Below are 18,194 nucleotides of genomic sequence, written 5' to 3'. Positions count from 1 at the left end.
GCCCGCACCGCGGCCGACGCGCTTCCCCTGCTCACCCGGATGCTGGACCTCCGTCCCGATCCGCGGGCCGCAGAGTCCTCGGGCCCGTGGCTGGTCCGCGAGGGCGCGCCGTGACGCGCCGCGGGAACGGCGGAGGAGGTCACGGAACGAGGAGCCCACGACAAGGGGCTGCGCAAGGGCGACGACAGGGGGCGGCGGTGCAAGCTCCACGGCAGGCTTCCCCGCCAGGCCGCGTGACCTGCTGAGCCCCTTCCCGGTCCGGAGGGCTCCGTGGTGTGCGGCCCTCCGGACGCCCCGCTGTTGCGGAGGGCCGTGGCGCGGCGTTGGAATCAAGTGTGAGGCACTTCGGCGGAGCCGGGTCCCCCGGCCGTCCCGCACCCGGGACGGGGGCCGGCCAGAAAGGGCTCAAGAACGACGCCCTCGGCATGTTCTCCTCGGTGGTCATCGGGCTGGCCTCCACCGCTCCGGCCTACAGCCTCGCCGCGACGCTCGGCCTCATCGTGGCGGCGGTCGGACTCCAGGCCCCGATCGTCACCATGCTGGCGTTCGTCCCGATGCTGCTGATCGCGTACGCGTTCCGGGAGCTCAACGCGAGCAACGCGGACTGCGGCACCACCTTCACCTGGGCGACCCGCGCCTTCGGCCCCCGCACCGGCTGGATGGGCGGCTGGGGCATCATCGTCGCCAACGTCATCGTCATGGCGAGCCTCGCCGAGATCGCCGGTATCTACAGCTTCCGGCTGGTGGGCCTGGACGGGCTGGCGGAGGACCGGCTGTGGACCACGGTCGCGGGCATCGCCTGGATCGCCGTGATGACCGTGGTCTGCTACATAGGCATCGAGTTCTCGGCCGCCGTCCAGCGCTGGCTGCTGTGTCTCGAAGTGGGGATGCTGGTCGTCTTCGCCGTCGCCGCACTGGTCAGGGCCTACACCGACGCTCCACCGACGGCGATCCACGTCTCCGCCTCCTGGTTCAACCCCTTCGAGGTGTCGTCGGTGAAGGCCCTCACGTCGGGACTCCTGGCGGGCGTCTTCATCTACTGGGGCTGGGACACCGCGGTCTCGATCAATGAGGAGACCGTCGACAGCACCCGTATCCCCGGACGCGCCGCGGTCATGTCGACCGTACTGCTGCTGATCATGTACGCCTTGGTGACCACCTCCGCGCAGGCCTACGCCGGGATCGGGTCCTCGGGCATCGGGCTCAGCAACTCCGGGAACTCGGACGACGTGTTCTCCGGGCTCGGCGAGGCCGTCTTCGGGAACGAGGACGCGGGGATCGTCCTGACGACCCTGCTGGTCCTGATGGTGCTGACCTCGGCACTGGCCTCCACCCAGACCACGATCCTGCCGCTGGCCAGGACCGTCTTCTCCATGGCGGTCCACAAGGCACTCCCCTCGCGGCTCGCCCGGGTCCACCGCCGGTTCCTCACCCCCACCTGGTCGACCGTCGGCATGGGCGCCGTCTCCATCGCCCTGCTCGTGCTGCTGACCTCCTTCAGCGGGAACGTACTGGCCGACTCGATCGACTCGGTCGGCCTCGCGATCACGTTCCACTACGGCCTGACCGGGTTCGCCTGCCTCTGGTACTACCGCAAGATCCTCACCCGCAGCACCAAGGACTTCGTCTTCAAGGGCGTCCTGCCGGGGCTGGGCGGGCTGATCATGCTCTGTCTGTTCGTCTACGCCACCATCGTCTACGCGGCCCCCGACTACGGCGCGACCAGCGTCGACCTGCCATTGATCGGGCCGACCGGCGGGGTCACCGTCGTGGGCCTGGGTGCCCTGCTGCTCGGTTTCCTGCTGATGCCGGTGGTCACCCGCGGCCATGCGGTGACCCTGAGACTCCAGCGGAGTCTGCTGCCGCGCCGCCTGCCCCGGCACACCGCTCTCGACTCGGCGAGCCGCTATCTGCCCGCCGACAGCGGAAGCGGGGTGGGCGGCGACTGGTACGACGTCATTCCCCTGTCGGGAACCCGGATCGGCCTGGTCGTGGGTGACGTGCTCGGCCACGGGCTGCGCGCCGCGGCCACCATGGGGCGGCTGCGCACCGGGGTGCGCGTCCTGGCCCGGCTGGACCTGAGCCCGGACGAGCTGCTGTCCCGCCTGGACGACCTGGTCGAGCAGACCGAACACGAGCGGCGCCTGACCGGCCACGGCCGAGGTCATCTGAGGATGCCGGCCGACGCCGCCCTCGGCGTGACGTGCCTGTACGCGGTGTACGACCCCGTCACGGGGAAGTGCAGCCTGGCACGGGCCGGGGAGTCGGTGCTGGCGGTCTTCGAACCGCACAAGGGCGTCGTGCACTATCCCGAGCTGCCCCCCGGACCACAGCTGGGGTTCGGCGGGCCGCCCTACCAGAGCAAGGAGCTGGACCTTCCGGCGGGCAGTCTCATCGCCCTCTTCACGGGCGGCCTCCTCCAGGCGGCCGACAGCCGTGACGCCGGGCTCGCGCAGCTGTCCGAGGCCCTCGCCGACAACACCGCGTCCCTGGACGAGCTGTGCGACCGGGCGGTGACCGCGCTGCTGCCGGGGCCGGTGGACGAGGACGCGACGCTGCTCCTGGCCCGCACACGCCTGCTCGACCGGAACCAGTTCACCCAGTGGGAGCTGCCCCCGGACCCGGCGGCGGTGGCCACCATCCGCACCGCTGTCAGCAAACAGCTCCGCGACTGGGGCCTGGACGATTTGACGTTCGCCACCGAACTCATCGTCAGCGAGCTGGTCACCAACGCCATCCGCTACGTCGGCGGCCCGATCCAGGTGTGCCTGATCCGCGACCGGACCCTGATCTGCGAGGTCTCCGACACCGGCCACACCACGCCCAACCTGCGGCATGCCGCGAGCGACGACGAGGGCGGCCGGGGCCTGTTCATCATCGCGCAGATGACCCACCACTGGGGCACGCGGTACACGCCCACCGGCAAGACGATCTGGACCGAGCAGGACCTGCCGCCGGCGGACGAGGGGCAGCCCCGCCACGCGTGATCGGCGTTCCCGACTTGCGATCAGCGTCCGCGCGGCTTGGAGTGGAGTCAGCCCTGTCTGCACGCGGCCGCAGGCGTATGCGTGTGCCTGTGCCGGGTGCCGCGCCGGGGACCCTGTGCCGTCCGGAGGACGAGAAGAGGGATGGCCATGCGAACGAGCATCATCCGCAGCGAGCGCATGGCCATCAGCTATGACGTCGTCAACGGCTGGACCGTGCTCGAGGTGGACGGCGAGATCGACGTCCACACCTCGCCCGGGATCCGGCAGGCAGTGGTGGAACTGCTCGGTGAGGGTCACCGTCACTTCGTCCTGGACCTGTGCTTCGTGCCGTTCCTGGACTCCGTCGGGCTGGGGACGGTCGTGGCCAGCACGAAGCGCATCCGGGAGCAGGAGGGTTCGCTCCGGATCGCCTGCCCGTCGGGCCGATTGCTCAAGGTCTTCGAGATCAGCGGCCTCCACGACGCCTACGACTTCTACGTCTCGCCGGAGGAGGCGACGGTCGACGCCCCGTCCGCCGACGGTCTCGCGCACTGGCCGCACGGCGAGGCCGGGGCGTGAGCCGTCCGCCGGGAGCGGCGGCGCGGTCGGGGCGCCGGCCGGCGGGCGATCAAGGGAGGGCACCACCACCATGGGATCCGTGACCGACACCTGGAGGTGCGCATGACGGGCGCCACGGCCGGTGTTCCCGGCACCGACGGACGGCCCGGTCTCGACGGCCGGACCGTCGTCGTGATCGGCGGCAGCTCGGGCATCGGACGGGAGACCGCGCGCCAGGTCCGCGCGGACGGCGGGCAGGTGGTCCTGGTGGGCCGCGACCCCGGACGGCTGCGGCAGGCCGCCGAGGAGCTGGACGCCGTGAGCACGGCGGCGTTCGACGCCGCCGACAGCGATCGCGTGGCGCAGTTCTTCCACGATCTGCCCGGCCCGGTCGACCATGTGATGGTCACCGCGGGCAGCCCCTCGTACACGCCGCTCGCGGAGCTGGACCTCGACGCGGCCCGCCGCGAGTTCGGCGACCGCCTCGCCATCACGCTCGGGATCGCCCTGCACAGCCGTGACAAGGTCAGAGCCGGAGGCACGCTCGTGTTCATCGGCGGCACCGGCGGCCGGCGTCCCGGCGTCGGCCTGTCCGTCGTCTCCGCGATGACCGCGGCGCTGCCCGCCCTCGTCGCCAACCTGGCGCTGGAACTCGCGCCGATCCGGGTCAACCTCATCGCCGCCGGGTTCGTCGACACCCCCCTGTCGGCCTCGCTGCTGGGCGACCAGCTGGAGGCCCGGCGTGCGGACCTGCGTTCCAGGCTCCCCATCGGACGCGTCGTCGGTCCGGCCGACGTCGCCGCCCTGGCCGTGCACATCATGCGCAACGACGCGCTCACCGGGGCCACGTACGACATCGACGGAGGCCAGCAGCTCCTGCCGCACTGACGGGACCGCGGTGTCCGGGGCCCGTCCCCGGGCCCTTTCGCAGGGCACGGCGGGGCGTGAATCACCCACGGAGGGTGAGGCCGCCGCGCCCGGGCCGGGCGGAAGCTGCTGGTGCACGACGAGCGGGCGCCCGAAGGCGCCGCGGGCCGGGCGACGAGAGGGCGTGCGCTGATGGCCGAGGACAGGGCCGAACGCATTGCGGAGTTCATCAGGCCACTGAGGGTCGAGCCCGGTACGAAGGTGCATCTGGCGAAGGACTTCGACCCCGGGTACAAGGCGGGCATCCGGAAGAAGAAGGACGGCGTCGAACTGCTGCGCGAGGGCGTGGAGTTGCTCGCCGACTACCAGCGGCGGCTGGCCGCCCAGGACACCTACGGGGTGCTCATGTGCCTCCAGGCGCTGGACGCCGGCGGCAAGGACGGAACGATCCGCCATGTGATGAGCGGCATCAACCCCCAGGGCGTGCGGGTGGCCGGTTTCAAAGTGCCCTCGGCCGAGGAGCTGGACCACGACTTCCTCTGGCGCTACACCCGCGAGCTGCCCCGGCGCGGGGAGATCGGCATCTTCAACCGGTCCCACTACGAAGAGGTCCTGGTGGTGCGGGTGCACCCCGAGAACCTCGACCGGCAGAAGCTGCCGGAGGCGGCGCGCGGTCCTGACGTGTGGGAGCGGCGCTACCGCGAGATCAACGACTGGGAGCGCTACCTGTGCGACAACGGCTTCAAGGTCGTGAAGGTGTTCCTGAACCTGTCGAAGGAGGAACAGCGCCTCCGCTTCCTCAAACGCATCGACGTGCCCGAGCGGAACTGGAAGTTCTCCCCGGCGGATGTCCGGGAGCGCGCCCGGTGGGACGACTACCAGCGGGCGTTCTCGCAGATGTTGTCCGCCACGAGTACGGAGTGGGCGCCCTGGTACGTCGTGCCCGCCGACCACAAGTGGTTCGCGCGCGTCTGCGCCGCGGCCGTCCTGGCGCACACCCTGATGGACATCGACCCCCAGTACCCGCACGTCAGTGCCCGGACACGCCGGGAGCTGGCCGAGGTGAAACGTGAGCTGGAGCGGCAGGCGCCGGAGGGCGAGCCCCGCGATCCGTACGCCGCCGAGGCCGCGAAGCGGGCTCGCGGGGCCAAGGGCGGCGGCAGGCGGAAGCGCGGGGGCGGCAAGGGCTGAGGGGGCGGGCAACGCCGAGGGGGCGGACAGCACTCGGGGCGAGCGGGCCGGATCGGAGGCACGGGGATGACCGCGCAGACAGAAGCTCCGCACGAGCGGACGGGCGACGGCCGGCCCTGGTACACGAGTGCGCCGGAGGAGGTCGCCGCCGCCTTCGACGTCGACCCGGCCGTGGGGCTCCCCTCGGAGCGGGCGGCGGAGGCCCTCCGGGCGAACGGTCCGAACGCCCTGCCGGAGGAGAAGCCCCTCCCGGGCTGGCGCCGCTACCTCGCGCAGTACCGCAGCTACATGCAGCTGGTGCTGGTGGCCGCCGCCGTGGTGTCCCTGGTGATCAAGGAGTGGAGCACAGGGGTGCTGCTGCTCGTCCTGACGGTGCTCAACGCGGTCGTCGGGATGCGTCAGGAGGGCAAGGCGGAGAGCGCCATGAACGCGCTCAAGTCGATGATGAAGGCGACCGCCCGGGTGCGCAGGGACGGAACGGAGTCCGAGATCCCGGGGGAGGAGGTCGTCGTCGGCGACGTGGCGCTCATCACCGCGGGGGACGAGGTACCCGCGGACGGCCGGATCGTCGCGGCCAACGCGCTGCAGATCGACGAGTCGGCGCTGACGGGGGAGAGCGTGCCCGCCGCCAAGGAGACCGGACGTCTGGCCGGGAAGGACCTGGGACCCGGCGACCGGACGAACATGGCGTTCATGAACACCCCGGTCACGCACGGCAGCGGAACGGTGATCGTCACGGCCACGGGAGCCGGTACCGAGCTCGGCCGGATCTCGGGGATGCTGTCGGCGACGCACCGGGAGGCCTCGCCGCTGACCCGCGAGCTGGACCGCCTGACCCTGTGGATCACGGGCGCCGCCGGGCTCACCATGATCGTGATGTTCGTCCTGGGCCGCAGCCGCGGCACCGCGTGGGACGTGCTGTTCGTGAGCGCCGTGTCGCTGGCGATCGCCGCCATCCCGGAGGCCCTGCCCACGGTCACCCAGACCATCCTGTCGATCGGTGCGGTCGACCTCGCGCGGCGCGAGGCCATCGTGAAGGACCTGCCGTCGGTGGAGTCGCTGGGCTTCACCTCGGCCATCAACTCCGACAAGACCGGCACGCTCACGATGAATCAGATGACCGCCGTGGAGCTGATCGATCCGGGCGACCGCTACACCGTCTCGGGCACCGGGTACGGCCTGGAGGGCAGGATCCATCACGCCGTCGGCAGCTCACCCGACCTCGGGGACTCGATCCTGCCGTACCTGGTCGCCAACGACGCCCGCCTCGTCGACGGCGAGGTGGTCGGCGACCCCACCGAGGGCGCGCTGCTCGTCCTCGGCCACAAGGCAGGGGTGGACGTGGAGGCCACCCGGAAGCGGCTGCCCCGGCTGGCCACGCTGCCCTTCGACCCGTCGTACAAGCTCATGGCCACCTTCAACTCGGCCACGGACGCCGACGGCCGCCCGGTGGTGCGGTGCTTCGTGAAGGGAGCGGCGCCCGCGGTGATGGCACGGTCGGCCACCGCCCTGGCGCAGGGCGCGGCCGTGCCGTGGAACGAAGAGGCGCAGCGCAAGGCCCAGACGCACATCGAACGCATGGGGGGCGAGGGGCTGCGGGTGATGGCCGCCGCGCGGCGCGACCTCGATCCGGCCACGTTCGATCCCGCCGGCGATCTGCTCGGTCACGTCACGGACCTCCAGATGACGAGTCTGGTCGGCATGGTCGACCCGCCGCGGGAGGAGGCGCGGGCGGCGGTGGCCGACGCGCAGGCCGCCCACATCCGGGTCCGGATGGTGACGGGCGACGACGTCGTCACGGGTGCCGCCATCGCCCGGCAGCTGGGGATCGAGGGGGAGGCCGTGCTGGGCGCGGACTTCGCCGCCCTGGACGAGAGCGAGCGGCTCGCCCGGATCGAGGACATCGGCGTGGTCGGCCGGGTGGCCCCCGAGCACAAGGTGCTGCTCGCCGACACGCTGAAGAAGAAGGGGCATGTGGTGGCCATGACCGGCGACGGGGTGAACGACGCGCCGGCCATCAAGGCGGCCGACGTGGGGATCTCCATGGGGTCCGGTACCGAGGTCGCCAAGAACGCCGGGCGCATGGTGCTGGCCGACGACAACTTCGCCACGATCGTGTTCGCCGTCGAGCAGGGCCGCAAGATCTACGACAACCTCACGAAGTACATCCGCTTCGTGCTGGTCCTGCTCGTCGTGTTCGTGCTGACGTTCCTCGGCGCGACCCTGTTCGACATCGCCGCCGGTGAGCCCTTCACCCCGGCGCAGGTGCTGTGGATCCACTTCTTCGTCAACGCCGCCTTCGGCTTCGCGCTCGGCTTCGACCAGCAGAGTCCCGGCCTGATGGCGCGACGGCCGCGTCCGCGGGGCGAGCCCGTGCTGACCCGGAGCGTGATGATCACGGTCGGGCTCTCCGGGCTGGCGATCACCATCGGTCTGCTCGCCCTGATCAAGCTCGGCCAGTCGCACTTCGACAGCGTCGCCGTCGGCCAGTCGATGGCGTTCACGACCTTCGCGCTCTGTCTGATCGTGGCCGCGCTGGAGTGCCGCAGCGAAACGGATACGGTCCTGACCACGGCCAGCTTCGACAGCAAGCAGATGAACCGGGCGATGCTCGTGGAGTTCGTCCTCGCCGTGCTGGTCACACAGATGGACGCCTTCCGCCGGCTGCTGGGGACGACCGAGCTCGACCTGGGGCAGTTCGCGTGGACGCTGGTGCCGCCCCTCGTGCTGCTGGCCCTGTGGGAGCTCGGCAAGCTCATCGCGCGGCGCGTCGGGGGAGCGACCGCGGGACGGGCGTGACGCCGGCGCGGGGCGGGACGTGTGGGGCGCGGGGTGCGCAGGGTGCAGGGAACGGGCTGAGGGGAGCGGGCCGGGACCGGCCCCCGGGCCCGGATCACGTGTCGTCGCGAGCCGGGCCGAGGGGGCCGCGTCCTACTTGCTGATGGCGAAGCGCATCAGGGCGTGCTCGTCGCCCTGCTTGATCTTGCCCGTCACATTGATCACTTCCAGCTTCCAGCTCCCGCCGGCCCGCACGGCCTTGGCCACGGCGCAGCCGTTGTCCTGCGTGAGCAGGCTCGGCCAGATGTCGGCGACCTGCTGGGTGCTGCCGCCGGTCGCGTCGTACACCTTGAAGCTGATGTTGCGCGCCTTCTGGAAGGAACTGCCCTTCTTGAAGGCCGCCGCGACGAACACGATCGACGTGATCTGGGGCGGGATGCGCGAGAACTCGACGGTCACCGTCTCGTCGTCGCCCTCGCCGCGCCCGGTCTGGTTGTCGCCGCTGTGCACCAGTGAGCCGTTGCCCATCGGGTCCAGCGAGTCGAGGCCGGCCAGACGCACGGGGTCGGACCCCTGCATGGCGACGGCTATCAGGTCGAGGTCGGTGCCGGTCTTGCGACGGAGTATGCCGACCACCCCGCCGCTGGCGCCGGCGGTGGGGTCCCAGGACACCCCGATCGACAGATGGGTGACTCCGTCCAGGTCCGCAGGGCCGTCTTCCTTCGTGAGCGTAATCATGAATGGATCATCCTCTTGATGGCGGGACTGCGACACGCAAAGTGTGCCTGGAACTTCCGGCGATCCACACAACTGGCCCGCGGGTTCCCGTTTCGCCCCGTTTGCGGGGCCCGGTCGCTGTCAACGGCCGCTCCGTGGGGGCGACATGGCGGTCGGGTCGCGGACGGGATCGAGCCGTTTCCGGCGCCCCGCCGGACCACGGCGGTCCGGCACGCCGGGCACGCACGGCAGTTGACGCCTCCTCATGTCCCCCGCCTGTGCGCTTCCTGGCGGCGGAGCGGTGACCATGCGGGTCGTCGCGGTACCGGATTGCCGGGGACCGCATCCATCCGGGCGCCTGACGCGTCTACGCGGGTATGGAATGGGAAAAGACGCCTGCTGAGCGACCCCCTGCACAGGCCCGTGGGCCGCAGCCCGAGGGGTGCCTCGCCGTCGCCATCCGCATTCCCGTACGCATCGTGGTGCTCGTCCTCGTCGTACCGGTGCGGATGGTGTGGGACGCGCTCGTCGTCGCCGGAAGGTTTCTGCGGGACACCGTGCTGCGCCCGCTGGGGCGGGCTCTGGCCCGGGCCGCGTGGGCCGTGTTCGTCTGGCCGTGGGTGACGCTGTGGCGGTACGCCCTCGTCCCGCTCGGCAGGGCGCTGGCCTGGCTCGGTCATGTGCTGCTCGTGGTGCCCGCGGTGTGGCTGTACCGCACCGTGCTGACACCCGTCGGGCACGCGATCGCCTGGGTGGCCCGGGGCGTGGGCGCGGCCGTCGCCTGGGTCCTCGGCGGCATCGCGGCGGCGCTCGGCTGGGTGTACGCGCGGTTGCTCACGCCGGTCGGACGGGCGATCGCCTGGCTGGTCAGGGGTGTCGGTCTGATCCTCGCCGCCGTGGGCCTCGGGCTGTACACCGCCGGCGCCTGGCTGGTGCGGCACCTCGTGGTGGTCCCGGCCCTGTGGCTGTACGAGTGGGTCCTCACCCCCGTCGGCAAGGGGATCGCCTGGCTGGCGGGCGGTCTCGCATGGCTCGTACGGATGATCTTCATCGGCGTCGGTGCCGCGTTCTACTGGACGGGCCGCATCCTTCTGGTGCTGCCCGCGCTCGCCTTGTGGCGATGGGTGCTCGCGCCGGTCGGACGCGTGCTCGCCGTCATCGGCAGGGAGATCGGCGAGGCCCTCGGGCACGCCTGGCGCGTCGCCGGACACATCTCGCTCGCCGTCGGCCGGTTCCTCGCGAAAGTCCTGCGGTGGACGTTCGTGGAGCCGGTGCGCTGGGTGTACCGGACCCTGCTGACGCCCGTCGGGCACGCCGTGCGGGACCTCGTACTGCGGCCCGCGGCCGAGGCCGCGCGCAGCGTCGGACGGGCCACCCGGCAGGCCCTGACCGCCGCCCGGGACTCCGCCCGGCAGGCCCGCGCCGACGTCCGGCGGATGCTCTTCGGCCCGCCCCGCGAGCCGCGGCCCGTGGCCCGCCGGGAACCGACGGCCGGTGAGACACGTACTCTAGGTAGCAGTACGACCGCTCTCACGAAGGACTGAACGACACTGGGCAAGCGACAGCCCGAAGGCCCGCCGCCCGCACCCGCGGTGCAGCGCATCCGACTGCGCTACACCAAGCGCGGCCGCCTCCGGTTCACCAGCCACCGTGACTTCCAGCGCGCCTTCGAGCGTGCGCTGCGCCGAGCCGAGGTGCCCATGGCGTACTCGGCGGGGTTCACGCCGCATCCGAAGGTGTCGTACGCCAATGCCGCACCCACCGGCACCGGCAGTGAGGCGGAGTATCTGGAGATCGCGCTCACCGAGGCGCGCGACCCGGAAACCCTGCGTGTGCTCCTCGACGAGTCGCTGCCCGACGGGCTCGACATCATCGAGGCCGTAGAGGCCCGCACCTCGGGCCTCGCCGACCGGCTCACCGCCTCCGTGTGGGAGCTGCGCCTCGACGGCGTGGTGCCTCAGGAGGCGGAGCGCGCCGTCGGCGCCTTCCGCGCGGCCGAGACCGTCGAGGTCCAGCGCAGGACGAAGAACGGCATGCGGACCTTCGACGCCCGCGCCGCCGTCGCGAGCCTGGAGACGCACACCCCCCGGGCTAATAGGCCGACCGACCAGCCCTGTGCGATACTGCGGCTGGTTGTTCGGCACGTGACGCCTGCCGTTCGACCCGACGACGTCCTGTCCGGTCTCCGCGCCGTGGCCGACCTGGCGCCGCCGGTCCCCGCAGCGGTGACCAGGCTGGCGCAGGGGCTGTTCGATGAAGAGACCGGCACGGTGACCGACCCGCTCGCGCCCGACCGCGAGGCAGTCACGGCCGCCCCAGCCGATCGCTCCGGGGCCGCCTCATCTGCCGCCGCGAAGGCGCCGGCGTAAGGAAGGTCCCGCGTAAGGACGGACGTCGTAGCGCCGCCCTCGAATCCGGGAGCCACCTGGGTCGGGCAGCGCACCGACCAGAAGACTTTCGCCAGGCCGTACGCACACATGGTGTACGGAACCGGCGAGACAGGACACAGAGAGCTCCCGTGCGGCGCCCGCGCCCCGGACGGCGGCACCGCGCATCGCGCGAGCCGCGGACGTCACCGGCATCGCCGGACCAGGCGCGGCGCCCGGGAGCCTGACGGGAGATCCACCCGCATGCTTGAGCCGACCGAACCCGCTGAGCCCTCCACGGGCTCCGAGAACAACGACACCCCCAGCGACACCCTGCCGCCGCGGCGCCGCCGCCGCGCCGCGTCGCGCCCCGCGGGCCCGCCTGCCGCCGCCACCGAGGCCGCGGCCGAGACCACCGCTCCGGCCATACCGGCCGTCGCCTCGGCCGACGAACTCGCGGAGGAGGAGACCGCCGAGGCCGTCGAGACCGAGCAGGCCGTCGCCGAGGAGACCCCGGCCGCCGCCGAGGCGGCCGAGCCCGAGACCCCCTCCGCCGAGGACACGGCTCCGCGCCGCACGCGCCGCCGCGCCACCCGCCGGGCGTCCGCGCCCGCCGGTGCGCCCGCGTCGGTGGAGGCGGCCGAGGCCGCCGAGACCGTGGTGCCCGCCGCCGAAGCGGTGACCGCGGAGACCGAGCCCGTGGCGGAGGCCCCGGCTCCCGCGGCGGAGGAAGCCGCGCCCGCCGGGCGTACGCGCCGTCGTGCGACCCGCCGCGCCTCCGCACCCACCGGTGCGCCCAAGGAGACCGAGGCCGTCGTGATCGCCGAGGCCGAGGAGACGCCCGAGGCCGTGGAGCCCGCCGCCGCGCAGGAGACCGCCCCGGCCGAGCCCGTCGCCGAGGCCGAGGAGGCCGCGCCCCGCCGCACCACGCGCCGGCGCGCCACCCGCCGGGTCTCCGCGCCCGCCGCCACGCCCGAGGGCGAGGCCGTCGAGGAGGGCGCCGAGACGCCCGAGCCCGTCGCCGGGACCACGCCCGCCGAGACCGCGCCGGCCACGGCCGCCGAGGTGACCGACGCCGAGGCCGCGCAGGCCGAGGACGGCGGACCGCGCCGCACCCGCCGCCGCGCCACCCGCAAGGCCGCCGGTGGCTTCTCCGCGCCCGCGGCGAAGGAGAAGGAGAGCGACGAGGGCGGTCGGCGCCCGGCGCGTCCGTCCGTCGCCGTGTTCCAGGCGCCCGTGTTCACCGAGCCGATGTTCCAGACCCCGGAGCGGGCCGCCGCCGCGGCTGCCGCCGAGGCCGCGGAGGCCGCCGAGGAAGCCGCCGAGGAGGTTGCCGGGACCGAGGTCGCCGAAGCCGCCGAGGAGAGCACCGGCGGACGCCGGCGCCGCCGTCGCCGGGCCGTCGAGGACGAGCCGGTGACCGTGCCGGCCGCCGTCGACGAGGCCGAGGAGGAGCCGGAGGAGGGCGCCGAGTCCGCCGAGGACGCCGTCGAGGGTGACGAGGGCGAGGAGGAGTCCGCGGGCTCCCGTCGCCGTCGCCGTCGTGGTGGCCGCCGCCGTCGTCGTGGCGAGTCCGCCGAGGCGGACGGCGAGTCCGCGGACGACGAGTTCGCCGCCGAACAGGCCGTGCAGGACGCCGAGGACACCGCCGAGCAGGTCGAGGAGGACGCCGAGGAGGCGGAGGAGCACGAGGAGGCGGGCGGTTCCGGCTCCAGCAGCAGCCGTCGCCGTCGTCGTCGCCGTCGTCGCGCCGGTGACTCCGGCGGCGAGGCCGAGCCCGGCGAGAACGACCCCGAGCGCACCGTCGTGAAGGTCCGCGAGCCCCGCAAGAAGGACGAGCACCCGACCGACGAGGTGCAGTCCATCAAGGGCTCGACCCGCCTGGAGGCGAAGAAGCAGCGCCGCCGCGAGGGCCGCGAGCAGGGCCGCCGACGCGTCCCGATCATCACCGAGGCCGAGTTCCTGGCCCGCCGCGAGGCCGTCGAGCGCGTGATGGTCGTCCGTCAGAGCGGCGAGCGCACCCAGATCGGCGTCCTCGAGGACAACGTGCTCGTCGAGCACTACGTCAACAAGGAACAGTCGACCTCGTACGTCGGCAACGTCTACCTCGGCAAGGTGCAGAACGTCCTGCCGTCGATGGAGGCCGCCTTCATCGACATCGGCAAGGGCCGCAACGCCGTCCTGTACGCGGGCGAGGTGAACTTCGAGGCGCTCGGCCTGGCCAACGGTCCGCGCCGCATCGAGACCGCGCTGAAGTCCGGCCAGTCCGTCCTCGTGCAGGTCACGAAGGACCCGATCGGCCACAAGGGCGCCCGCCTCACCAGCCAGGTCTCGCTGCCCGGCCGCTACCTGGTCTACGTGCCCGAGGGCTCGATGACCGGTATCAGCCGCAAGCTGCCCGACACCGAGCGCGCCCGCCTGAAGACCATCCTCAAGAAGATCGTCCCCGAGGACGCGGGCGTCATCGTGCGCACCGCCGCCGAGGGCGCGAGCGAGGACGAGCTGCGCCGTGACGTCGAACGGCTCCAGGCGCAGTGGGAGGACATCCAGAAGAAGGCGAAGAGCGGCAACGCCCCGACGCTGCTGTACGGCGAGCCGGACATGACCGTCCGCGTCGTCCGCGACATCTTCAACGAGGACTTCTCGAAGGTCATCGTCAGCGGCGACGAGGCGTGGGAGACCATCCACGGCTACGTCTCCCATGTCGCGCCCGACCTGGCGGACCGGCTGTCGAAGTGGACCTCCGAGGTCGACGTCTTCGCCACGTACCGGATCGACGAGCAGCTGATGAAGGCTCTGGACCGCAAGGTCTGGCTGCCGAGCGGCGGTTCGCTGGTGATCGACAAGACCGAGGCGATGGTCGTGGTCGACGTCAACACCGGCAAGTTCACCGGTCAGGGCGGCAACCTCGAAGAGACCGTGACCAGGAACAACCTGGAGGCGGCCGAGGAGATCGTGCGCCAGCTGCGGCTGCGCGACCTGGGCGGCATCGTCGTCATCGACTTCATCGACATGGTCCTGGAGTCCAACCGCGACCTGGTGCTGCGGCGCCTGCTGGAGTGCCTGGGCCGCGACCGCACCAAGCACCAGGTGGCCGAGGTCACCTCGCTGGGCCTGGTGCAGATGACGCGCAAGCGTGTCGGCCAGGGTCTGCTGGAGTCCTTCTCCGAGACCTGCGTCCACTGCAACGGCCGCGGTGTCATCGTGCACATGGAGCAGCCGTCCTCCGCCGGCGGTGGAGGCAAGCGCAAGAAGCGCGGCCGCGGGGGTGCCGAGCAGCCCCACGAGCACGAGCACGAGGCCGTGGCCGCGGAGACCACCGAGGCGGCCGAGACCGTCGAGGCGGAGACCGAGGCCGAGGTGGCCGCCGAGGCCGCGGCGCCCGCCGCGCTGCCCGCACCCGAGTTCGCCCCGGACGAGGAGCTGTACAGCAGCGCCGCCGAGGCCGAAGCCGCCGCGGGCCGGGGGCGTTCGCGCCGCCGGGCCACCCGGCGGGCGTCCGCTCCGGCGGGTGCGCCGCGGGCGGAGGGGCGTCCCTCGAAGCGCGCGGAGCGTGCGGAGCGGGCCGCCAAGTCGCGTGACGCCGCCGAGTCCGAGCCGGTCGCCGTCGAGGACCCGGTCGTCGAGGCGCCGCAGGAACTCGTCGCCGAGGCCGCCGAGGCCCCTGCGGTCATCGAGGCTCCGGTGGTCACCGAAGCCGCCGTCGTGGAGCCGGTCCAGGACGAGGCCGCGCCCAAGGGCCGTACGCGCCGTCGTGCCACGCGCAAGGTGTCGGCTCCGGCCGGTTCGCCGAAGGCCTCCGAGGAGGCCGTGGTGACGGTCACGGAGCCGGTCGTGGCGCCCGTGGCCGAGCCGGAGGCGGCCGCTGAGCCGCAGCCCGAGCCCGTGGCGGAGGCCGCCGCCGAGGCGCCCGCGGAGAGCGCCGCCCCGGCGCGTCCGCGCCGCCGCGCCGTCCGCAAGGCCACCGCGCCCACCGCGTCCCAGGAGGCGGCCGTCGTGGTCGTCCCGTCGGCCGCGGCCCCCGCGGAGGAGACGGCCGAAGCCGCCGAGGCAGTGGTCGCCGGGACCGAGGCCGACGAGGCCGAGGCTCCGGCCGCCGCCAAGAAGGCTGCGGCGCGCAAGACGGCCAAGAAGGCGACGGCCAAGAAGGCCGCCACCAAGAAGACGGCGGCCAAGAAGACGGCCGCCAAGAAGGCCACGGCCAAGAAGGCGACCGCGAAGAAGGCCGCCACCAAGGCCACGTCGAAGAAGACGGCGGCGGCGGAGCAGACCCTGTCCGCCGTCACGGCCTCCACCGACGAGGGCTGAGTCCCCGTCCGGCGTTCCGGCCCGGCACATCCGCCGGGCCGGGACGCCGAGTGACGGGCGGCACACCCGCGGGGCCCGGCCTGGTTTGACCCTTTCGGCCGTGGCCCCGTAACCTTGACCGTCGGCGTGTCACAGACGCGCCGCATCCCCGTAAACCTCTTCCTCCCGGAATCACGCGCGTCATGCGCTCCGGGAGAGGCTGCTCGCTCCGCGCGCGGCTGGACTGCGGGGTTCCGTTCCGAGCGAGAGAGAGATCCGCGTGTACGCCATCGTGCGCAGCGGTGGTCGCCAGCACAAGGTTGCTGTCGGCGACATCGTTGAGGTTGACAAGATTTCCACTGCCAAGGTTGGCGACACGGTCGAGCTCTCGACCCTGCTCGTTGTCGACGGCGACGCTGTGACCAGTGACCCGTGGGTGCTGGCCGGCATCAAGGTCCAGGCCGAGGTCGTGGACCACCACAAGGGCGCGAAGATCGACATCCTTCGCTACAAGAACAAGACCGGCTACCGCCGTCGTCAGGGCCACCGCCAGCAGTACACGGCGATCAAGGTCACTGAGATCCCCGCGGCTGCGAAGTAAGGGTAGGGACTGAGACATGGCACACAAGAAGGGCGCATCGTCCACTCGGAACGGTCGCGACTCCAACGCTCAGCGGCTCGGTGTGAAGCGCTTCGGCGGTCAGACCGTGAACGCCGGTGAGATCCTGGTCCGCCAGCGTGGCACCCACTTCCACCCCGGCACCGGTGTCGGCCGTGGCAAGGACGACACGCTGTTCGCGCTGGACGCCGGTGCGGTCGAGTTCGGCACCCACCGTGGCCGCAAGGTCGTGAACATCGTTCCGGTCGCCTGAACCAGCCCCACCAGGGCTCAGGCTCCGTAGAACAGAGTTCTTCGCGAGGCGGACCTCACTTCCCGCAGGGGAAGCGGGTCCGCCTTTCGCGTGTTACCGAAGAGACATTCCGTACGTAATCGAAGTGCTGGAGGCACCCCACCATGACCACCTTCGTGGACCGCGTCGAGCTGCATGTCGCCGCGGGTAACGGAGGCCACGGCTGTGCCTCCGTACACCGGGAGAAGTTCAAGCCGCTCGGCGGCCCCGACGGGGGCAACGGCGGGCGGGGCGGCGACGTGACCCTGGTCGTCGACCAATCCGTGACCACGCTGCTCGACTACCACCACAAGCCGCACCGCAACGCCACCAACGGCAAGCCCGGTGAGGGCGGCAACCGCTCCGGCAAGGACGGCCAGGACCTGGTCCTGCCCGTGCCGGACGGCACGGTCGTCCTCGACAAGGCGGGCAACGTGCTCGCCGACCTGGTCGGGCACGGCACGGCGTACGTCGCCGCGCAGGGCGGCCGGGGCGGCCTCGGCAACGCGGCGCTGGCCTCGGCCCGCCGCAAGGCGCCCGGCTTCGCGCTGCTCGGCGAGCCCGGCGACCTCCAGGACATCGTGCTGGAGCTGAAGACCGTCGCCGACGTGGCCCTGGTCGGCTACCCGAGCGCCGGCAAGTCGTCGCTCATCTCGGTCCTGTCGGCCGCCAAGCCGAAGATCGCCGACTACCCGTTCACGACCCTCGTCCCCAACCTGGGCGTGGTCACGGCGGGCGAGACGGTCTACACGATCGCGGACGTCCCCGGTCTGATCCCCGGCGCAAGCCAGGGCAAGGGCCTCGGCCTGGAATTCCTGCGTCACGTGGAGCGGTGCAGCGTGCTGGTGCACGTCCTGGACACCGCCACCCTCGAATCCGACCGCGACCCGGTCTCCGACCTCGACGTCATCGAGGAGGAGCTCAAGCAGTACGGCGGTCTCGGCAACCGGCCGCGCATCGTCGTCCTCAACAAGATCGACGTACCCGACGGCAAGGACCTGGCCGACATGGTGCGCCCCGACCTGGAGGCCCGCGGCTACCGCGTCTTCGAGGTGTCCGCGGTCGCGCACATGGGGCTCAAGGAGCTCTCCTTCGCGCTCGCCGACCTGGTCGGACGGGCCCGGGCGGCCAAGCCGCGCGAGGAGGCGACCCGCATCGTCATCCGCCCGAAGGCGGTCGACGACGCCGGCTTCACCGTGACCCAGGAGGAGGACGGCCTCTTCCGCGTCCGCGGCGAGAAGCCCGAACGCTGGGTCCGCCAGACCGACTTCAACAACGACGAGGCCGTCGGCTACCTCGCCGACCGCCTCAACCGCCTCGGCGTCGAGGAGCAGTTGATGAAGGCGGGCGCCCGCTCGGGCGACGGCGTCGCCATCGGTCCCGAGGAGAACGCGGTCGTCTTCGACTGGGAGCCGACCGTCATGGCCGGTGCGGAGATGCTCGGCCGCCGCGGTGAGGACCACCGCTTCGACGCGCCGCGTCCCGCGGCCCAGCGCCGCCGCGACAAGCAGGCGGAGCGGGACGAGTCGGAGAAGGAGTACGACGACTTCGAGCCGTTCTAGGGCTCGTCCTCC

The 18,194-nt window shown here is 72.2% G+C and carries 12 protein-coding genes; 11 read left to right on the top strand and 1 reads right to left on the bottom strand.

The genetic code is table 11. The annotated features are described in order from the left end of the window. The first annotated feature begins 335 nt into the window (after positions 1–335). The 5 genes from ACZ4IF_RS03685 (at position 336) to ACZ4IF_RS03665 (ending at position 8,381) form a co-directional block, all read left to right on the top strand. Positions 336–2,987, top strand: coding sequence for an amino acid permease (locus ACZ4IF_RS03685; protein WP_467559190.1), 2,652 nt, complete (start codon positions 336–338; stop codon positions 2,985–2,987). A 147-nt stretch (positions 2,988–3,134) separates the two neighbouring features. After that, complete coding sequence (locus tag ACZ4IF_RS03680) at positions 3,135–3,545, top strand: STAS domain-containing protein (RefSeq protein ID WP_051370900.1); 411 nt, start codon at positions 3,135–3,137, stop codon at positions 3,543–3,545. A 102-nt stretch (positions 3,546–3,647) separates the two neighbouring features. Next, positions 3,648–4,412, top strand: a complete 765-nt coding sequence (locus tag ACZ4IF_RS03675) for an SDR family oxidoreductase (RefSeq protein ID WP_467559188.1) — start codon at positions 3,648–3,650, stop codon at positions 4,410–4,412. Between the two features lie 171 nt (positions 4,413–4,583). After that, entirely contained in the window at positions 4,584–5,582 is a 999-nt protein-coding gene (locus ACZ4IF_RS03670; RefSeq protein ID WP_467559186.1) for a polyphosphate kinase 2 family protein, read from the top strand. Positions 5,583–5,648: 66 nt separating this feature from the next. After that, positions 5,649–8,381 (top strand): cation-translocating P-type ATPase, encoded by a 2,733-nt coding sequence (locus tag ACZ4IF_RS03665; protein ID WP_467559184.1) that lies wholly within the window; start codon positions 5,649–5,651, stop codon positions 8,379–8,381. Between the two features lie 132 nt (positions 8,382–8,513). On the opposite strand, the gene ACZ4IF_RS03660 is transcribed toward ACZ4IF_RS03665, so the two are convergent. Continuing rightward, positions 8,514–9,098, bottom strand: a complete 585-nt coding sequence (locus ACZ4IF_RS03660) for a TerD family protein (protein WP_095934268.1) — start codon at positions 9,096–9,098, stop codon at positions 8,514–8,516. A gap of 356 nt (positions 9,099–9,454) precedes the next feature. Here ACZ4IF_RS03660 and ACZ4IF_RS03655 point away from each other — a divergent pair, with 356 nt between their 5' ends. The 6 genes from ACZ4IF_RS03655 (at position 9,455) to obgE (ending at position 18,182) form a co-directional block, all read left to right on the top strand. Further along, on the top strand, positions 9,455–10,621 hold the full coding sequence (locus ACZ4IF_RS03655) for a hypothetical protein (RefSeq protein ID WP_467559182.1): 1,167 nt from the start codon (positions 9,455–9,457) through the stop codon (positions 10,619–10,621). A gap of 48 nt (positions 10,622–10,669) precedes the next feature. Then, the gene (locus ACZ4IF_RS03650) at positions 10,670–11,446 is read left to right on the top strand and encodes a TIGR03936 family radical SAM-associated protein (RefSeq protein ID WP_467559180.1); all 777 of its coding nucleotides are present in this window, start codon (positions 10,670–10,672) and stop codon (positions 11,444–11,446) included. A gap of 261 nt (positions 11,447–11,707) precedes the next feature. After that, on the top strand, positions 11,708–15,751 hold the full coding sequence (locus ACZ4IF_RS03645) for an Rne/Rng family ribonuclease (protein WP_467559178.1): 4,044 nt from the start codon (positions 11,708–11,710) through the stop codon (positions 15,749–15,751). Positions 15,752–16,010: 259 nt separating this feature from the next. Beyond that, positions 16,011–16,331: a 50S ribosomal protein L21 gene (gene rplU / locus ACZ4IF_RS03640; RefSeq protein ID WP_028802589.1), complete on the top strand. Its 321-nt coding sequence runs from the start codon at positions 16,011–16,013 to the stop codon at positions 16,329–16,331. 16 nt (positions 16,332–16,347) lie between these two features. Continuing rightward, the gene (rpmA, locus tag ACZ4IF_RS03635) at positions 16,348–16,602 is read left to right on the top strand and encodes a 50S ribosomal protein L27 (protein ID WP_030362615.1); all 255 of its coding nucleotides are present in this window, start codon (positions 16,348–16,350) and stop codon (positions 16,600–16,602) included. 143 nt (positions 16,603–16,745) lie between these two features. Further along, positions 16,746–18,182, top strand: coding sequence for a GTPase ObgE (gene obgE / locus ACZ4IF_RS03630; RefSeq protein ID WP_345641902.1), 1,437 nt, complete (start codon positions 16,746–16,748; stop codon positions 18,180–18,182). The last annotated feature ends 12 nt before the right edge of the window (positions 18,183–18,194 follow it).

The sequence above is a fragment of the Streptomyces sp. NPDC025784 genome (assembly GCF_055558435.1).
Note: the sequence above shows the minus strand (reverse complement) of the source record. Positions and strands in the feature narration are given on the sequence as shown.

Excerpts from the sequence above, each read along its gene's own strand:
- rpmA (WP_030362615.1), top strand. The coding sequence starts at position 16,348 with ATGGCACACAAGAAGGGCGCATCGTCCACTCGGAACGGTCGCGACTCC.
- ACZ4IF_RS03670 (WP_467559186.1), top strand. The coding sequence starts at position 4,584 with ATGGCCGAGGACAGGGCCGAACGCATTGCGGAGTTCATCAGGCCACTG.
- ACZ4IF_RS03645 (WP_467559178.1), top strand. The coding sequence starts at position 11,708 with ATGCTTGAGCCGACCGAACCCGCTGAGCCCTCCACGGGCTCCGAGAAC.
- ACZ4IF_RS03655 (WP_467559182.1), top strand. The coding sequence starts at position 9,455 with ATGGAATGGGAAAAGACGCCTGCTGAGCGACCCCCTGCACAGGCCCGT.
- ACZ4IF_RS03660 (WP_095934268.1), bottom strand. The coding sequence starts at position 9,098 with ATGATTACGCTCACGAAGGAAGACGGCCCTGCGGACCTGGACGGAGTC.
- ACZ4IF_RS03675 (WP_467559188.1), top strand. The coding sequence starts at position 3,648 with ATGACGGGCGCCACGGCCGGTGTTCCCGGCACCGACGGACGGCCCGGT.
- ACZ4IF_RS03680 (WP_051370900.1), top strand. The coding sequence starts at position 3,135 with ATGCGAACGAGCATCATCCGCAGCGAGCGCATGGCCATCAGCTATGAC.
- ACZ4IF_RS03665 (WP_467559184.1), top strand. The coding sequence starts at position 5,649 with ATGACCGCGCAGACAGAAGCTCCGCACGAGCGGACGGGCGACGGCCGG.
- obgE (WP_345641902.1), top strand. The coding sequence starts at position 16,746 with ATGACCACCTTCGTGGACCGCGTCGAGCTGCATGTCGCCGCGGGTAAC.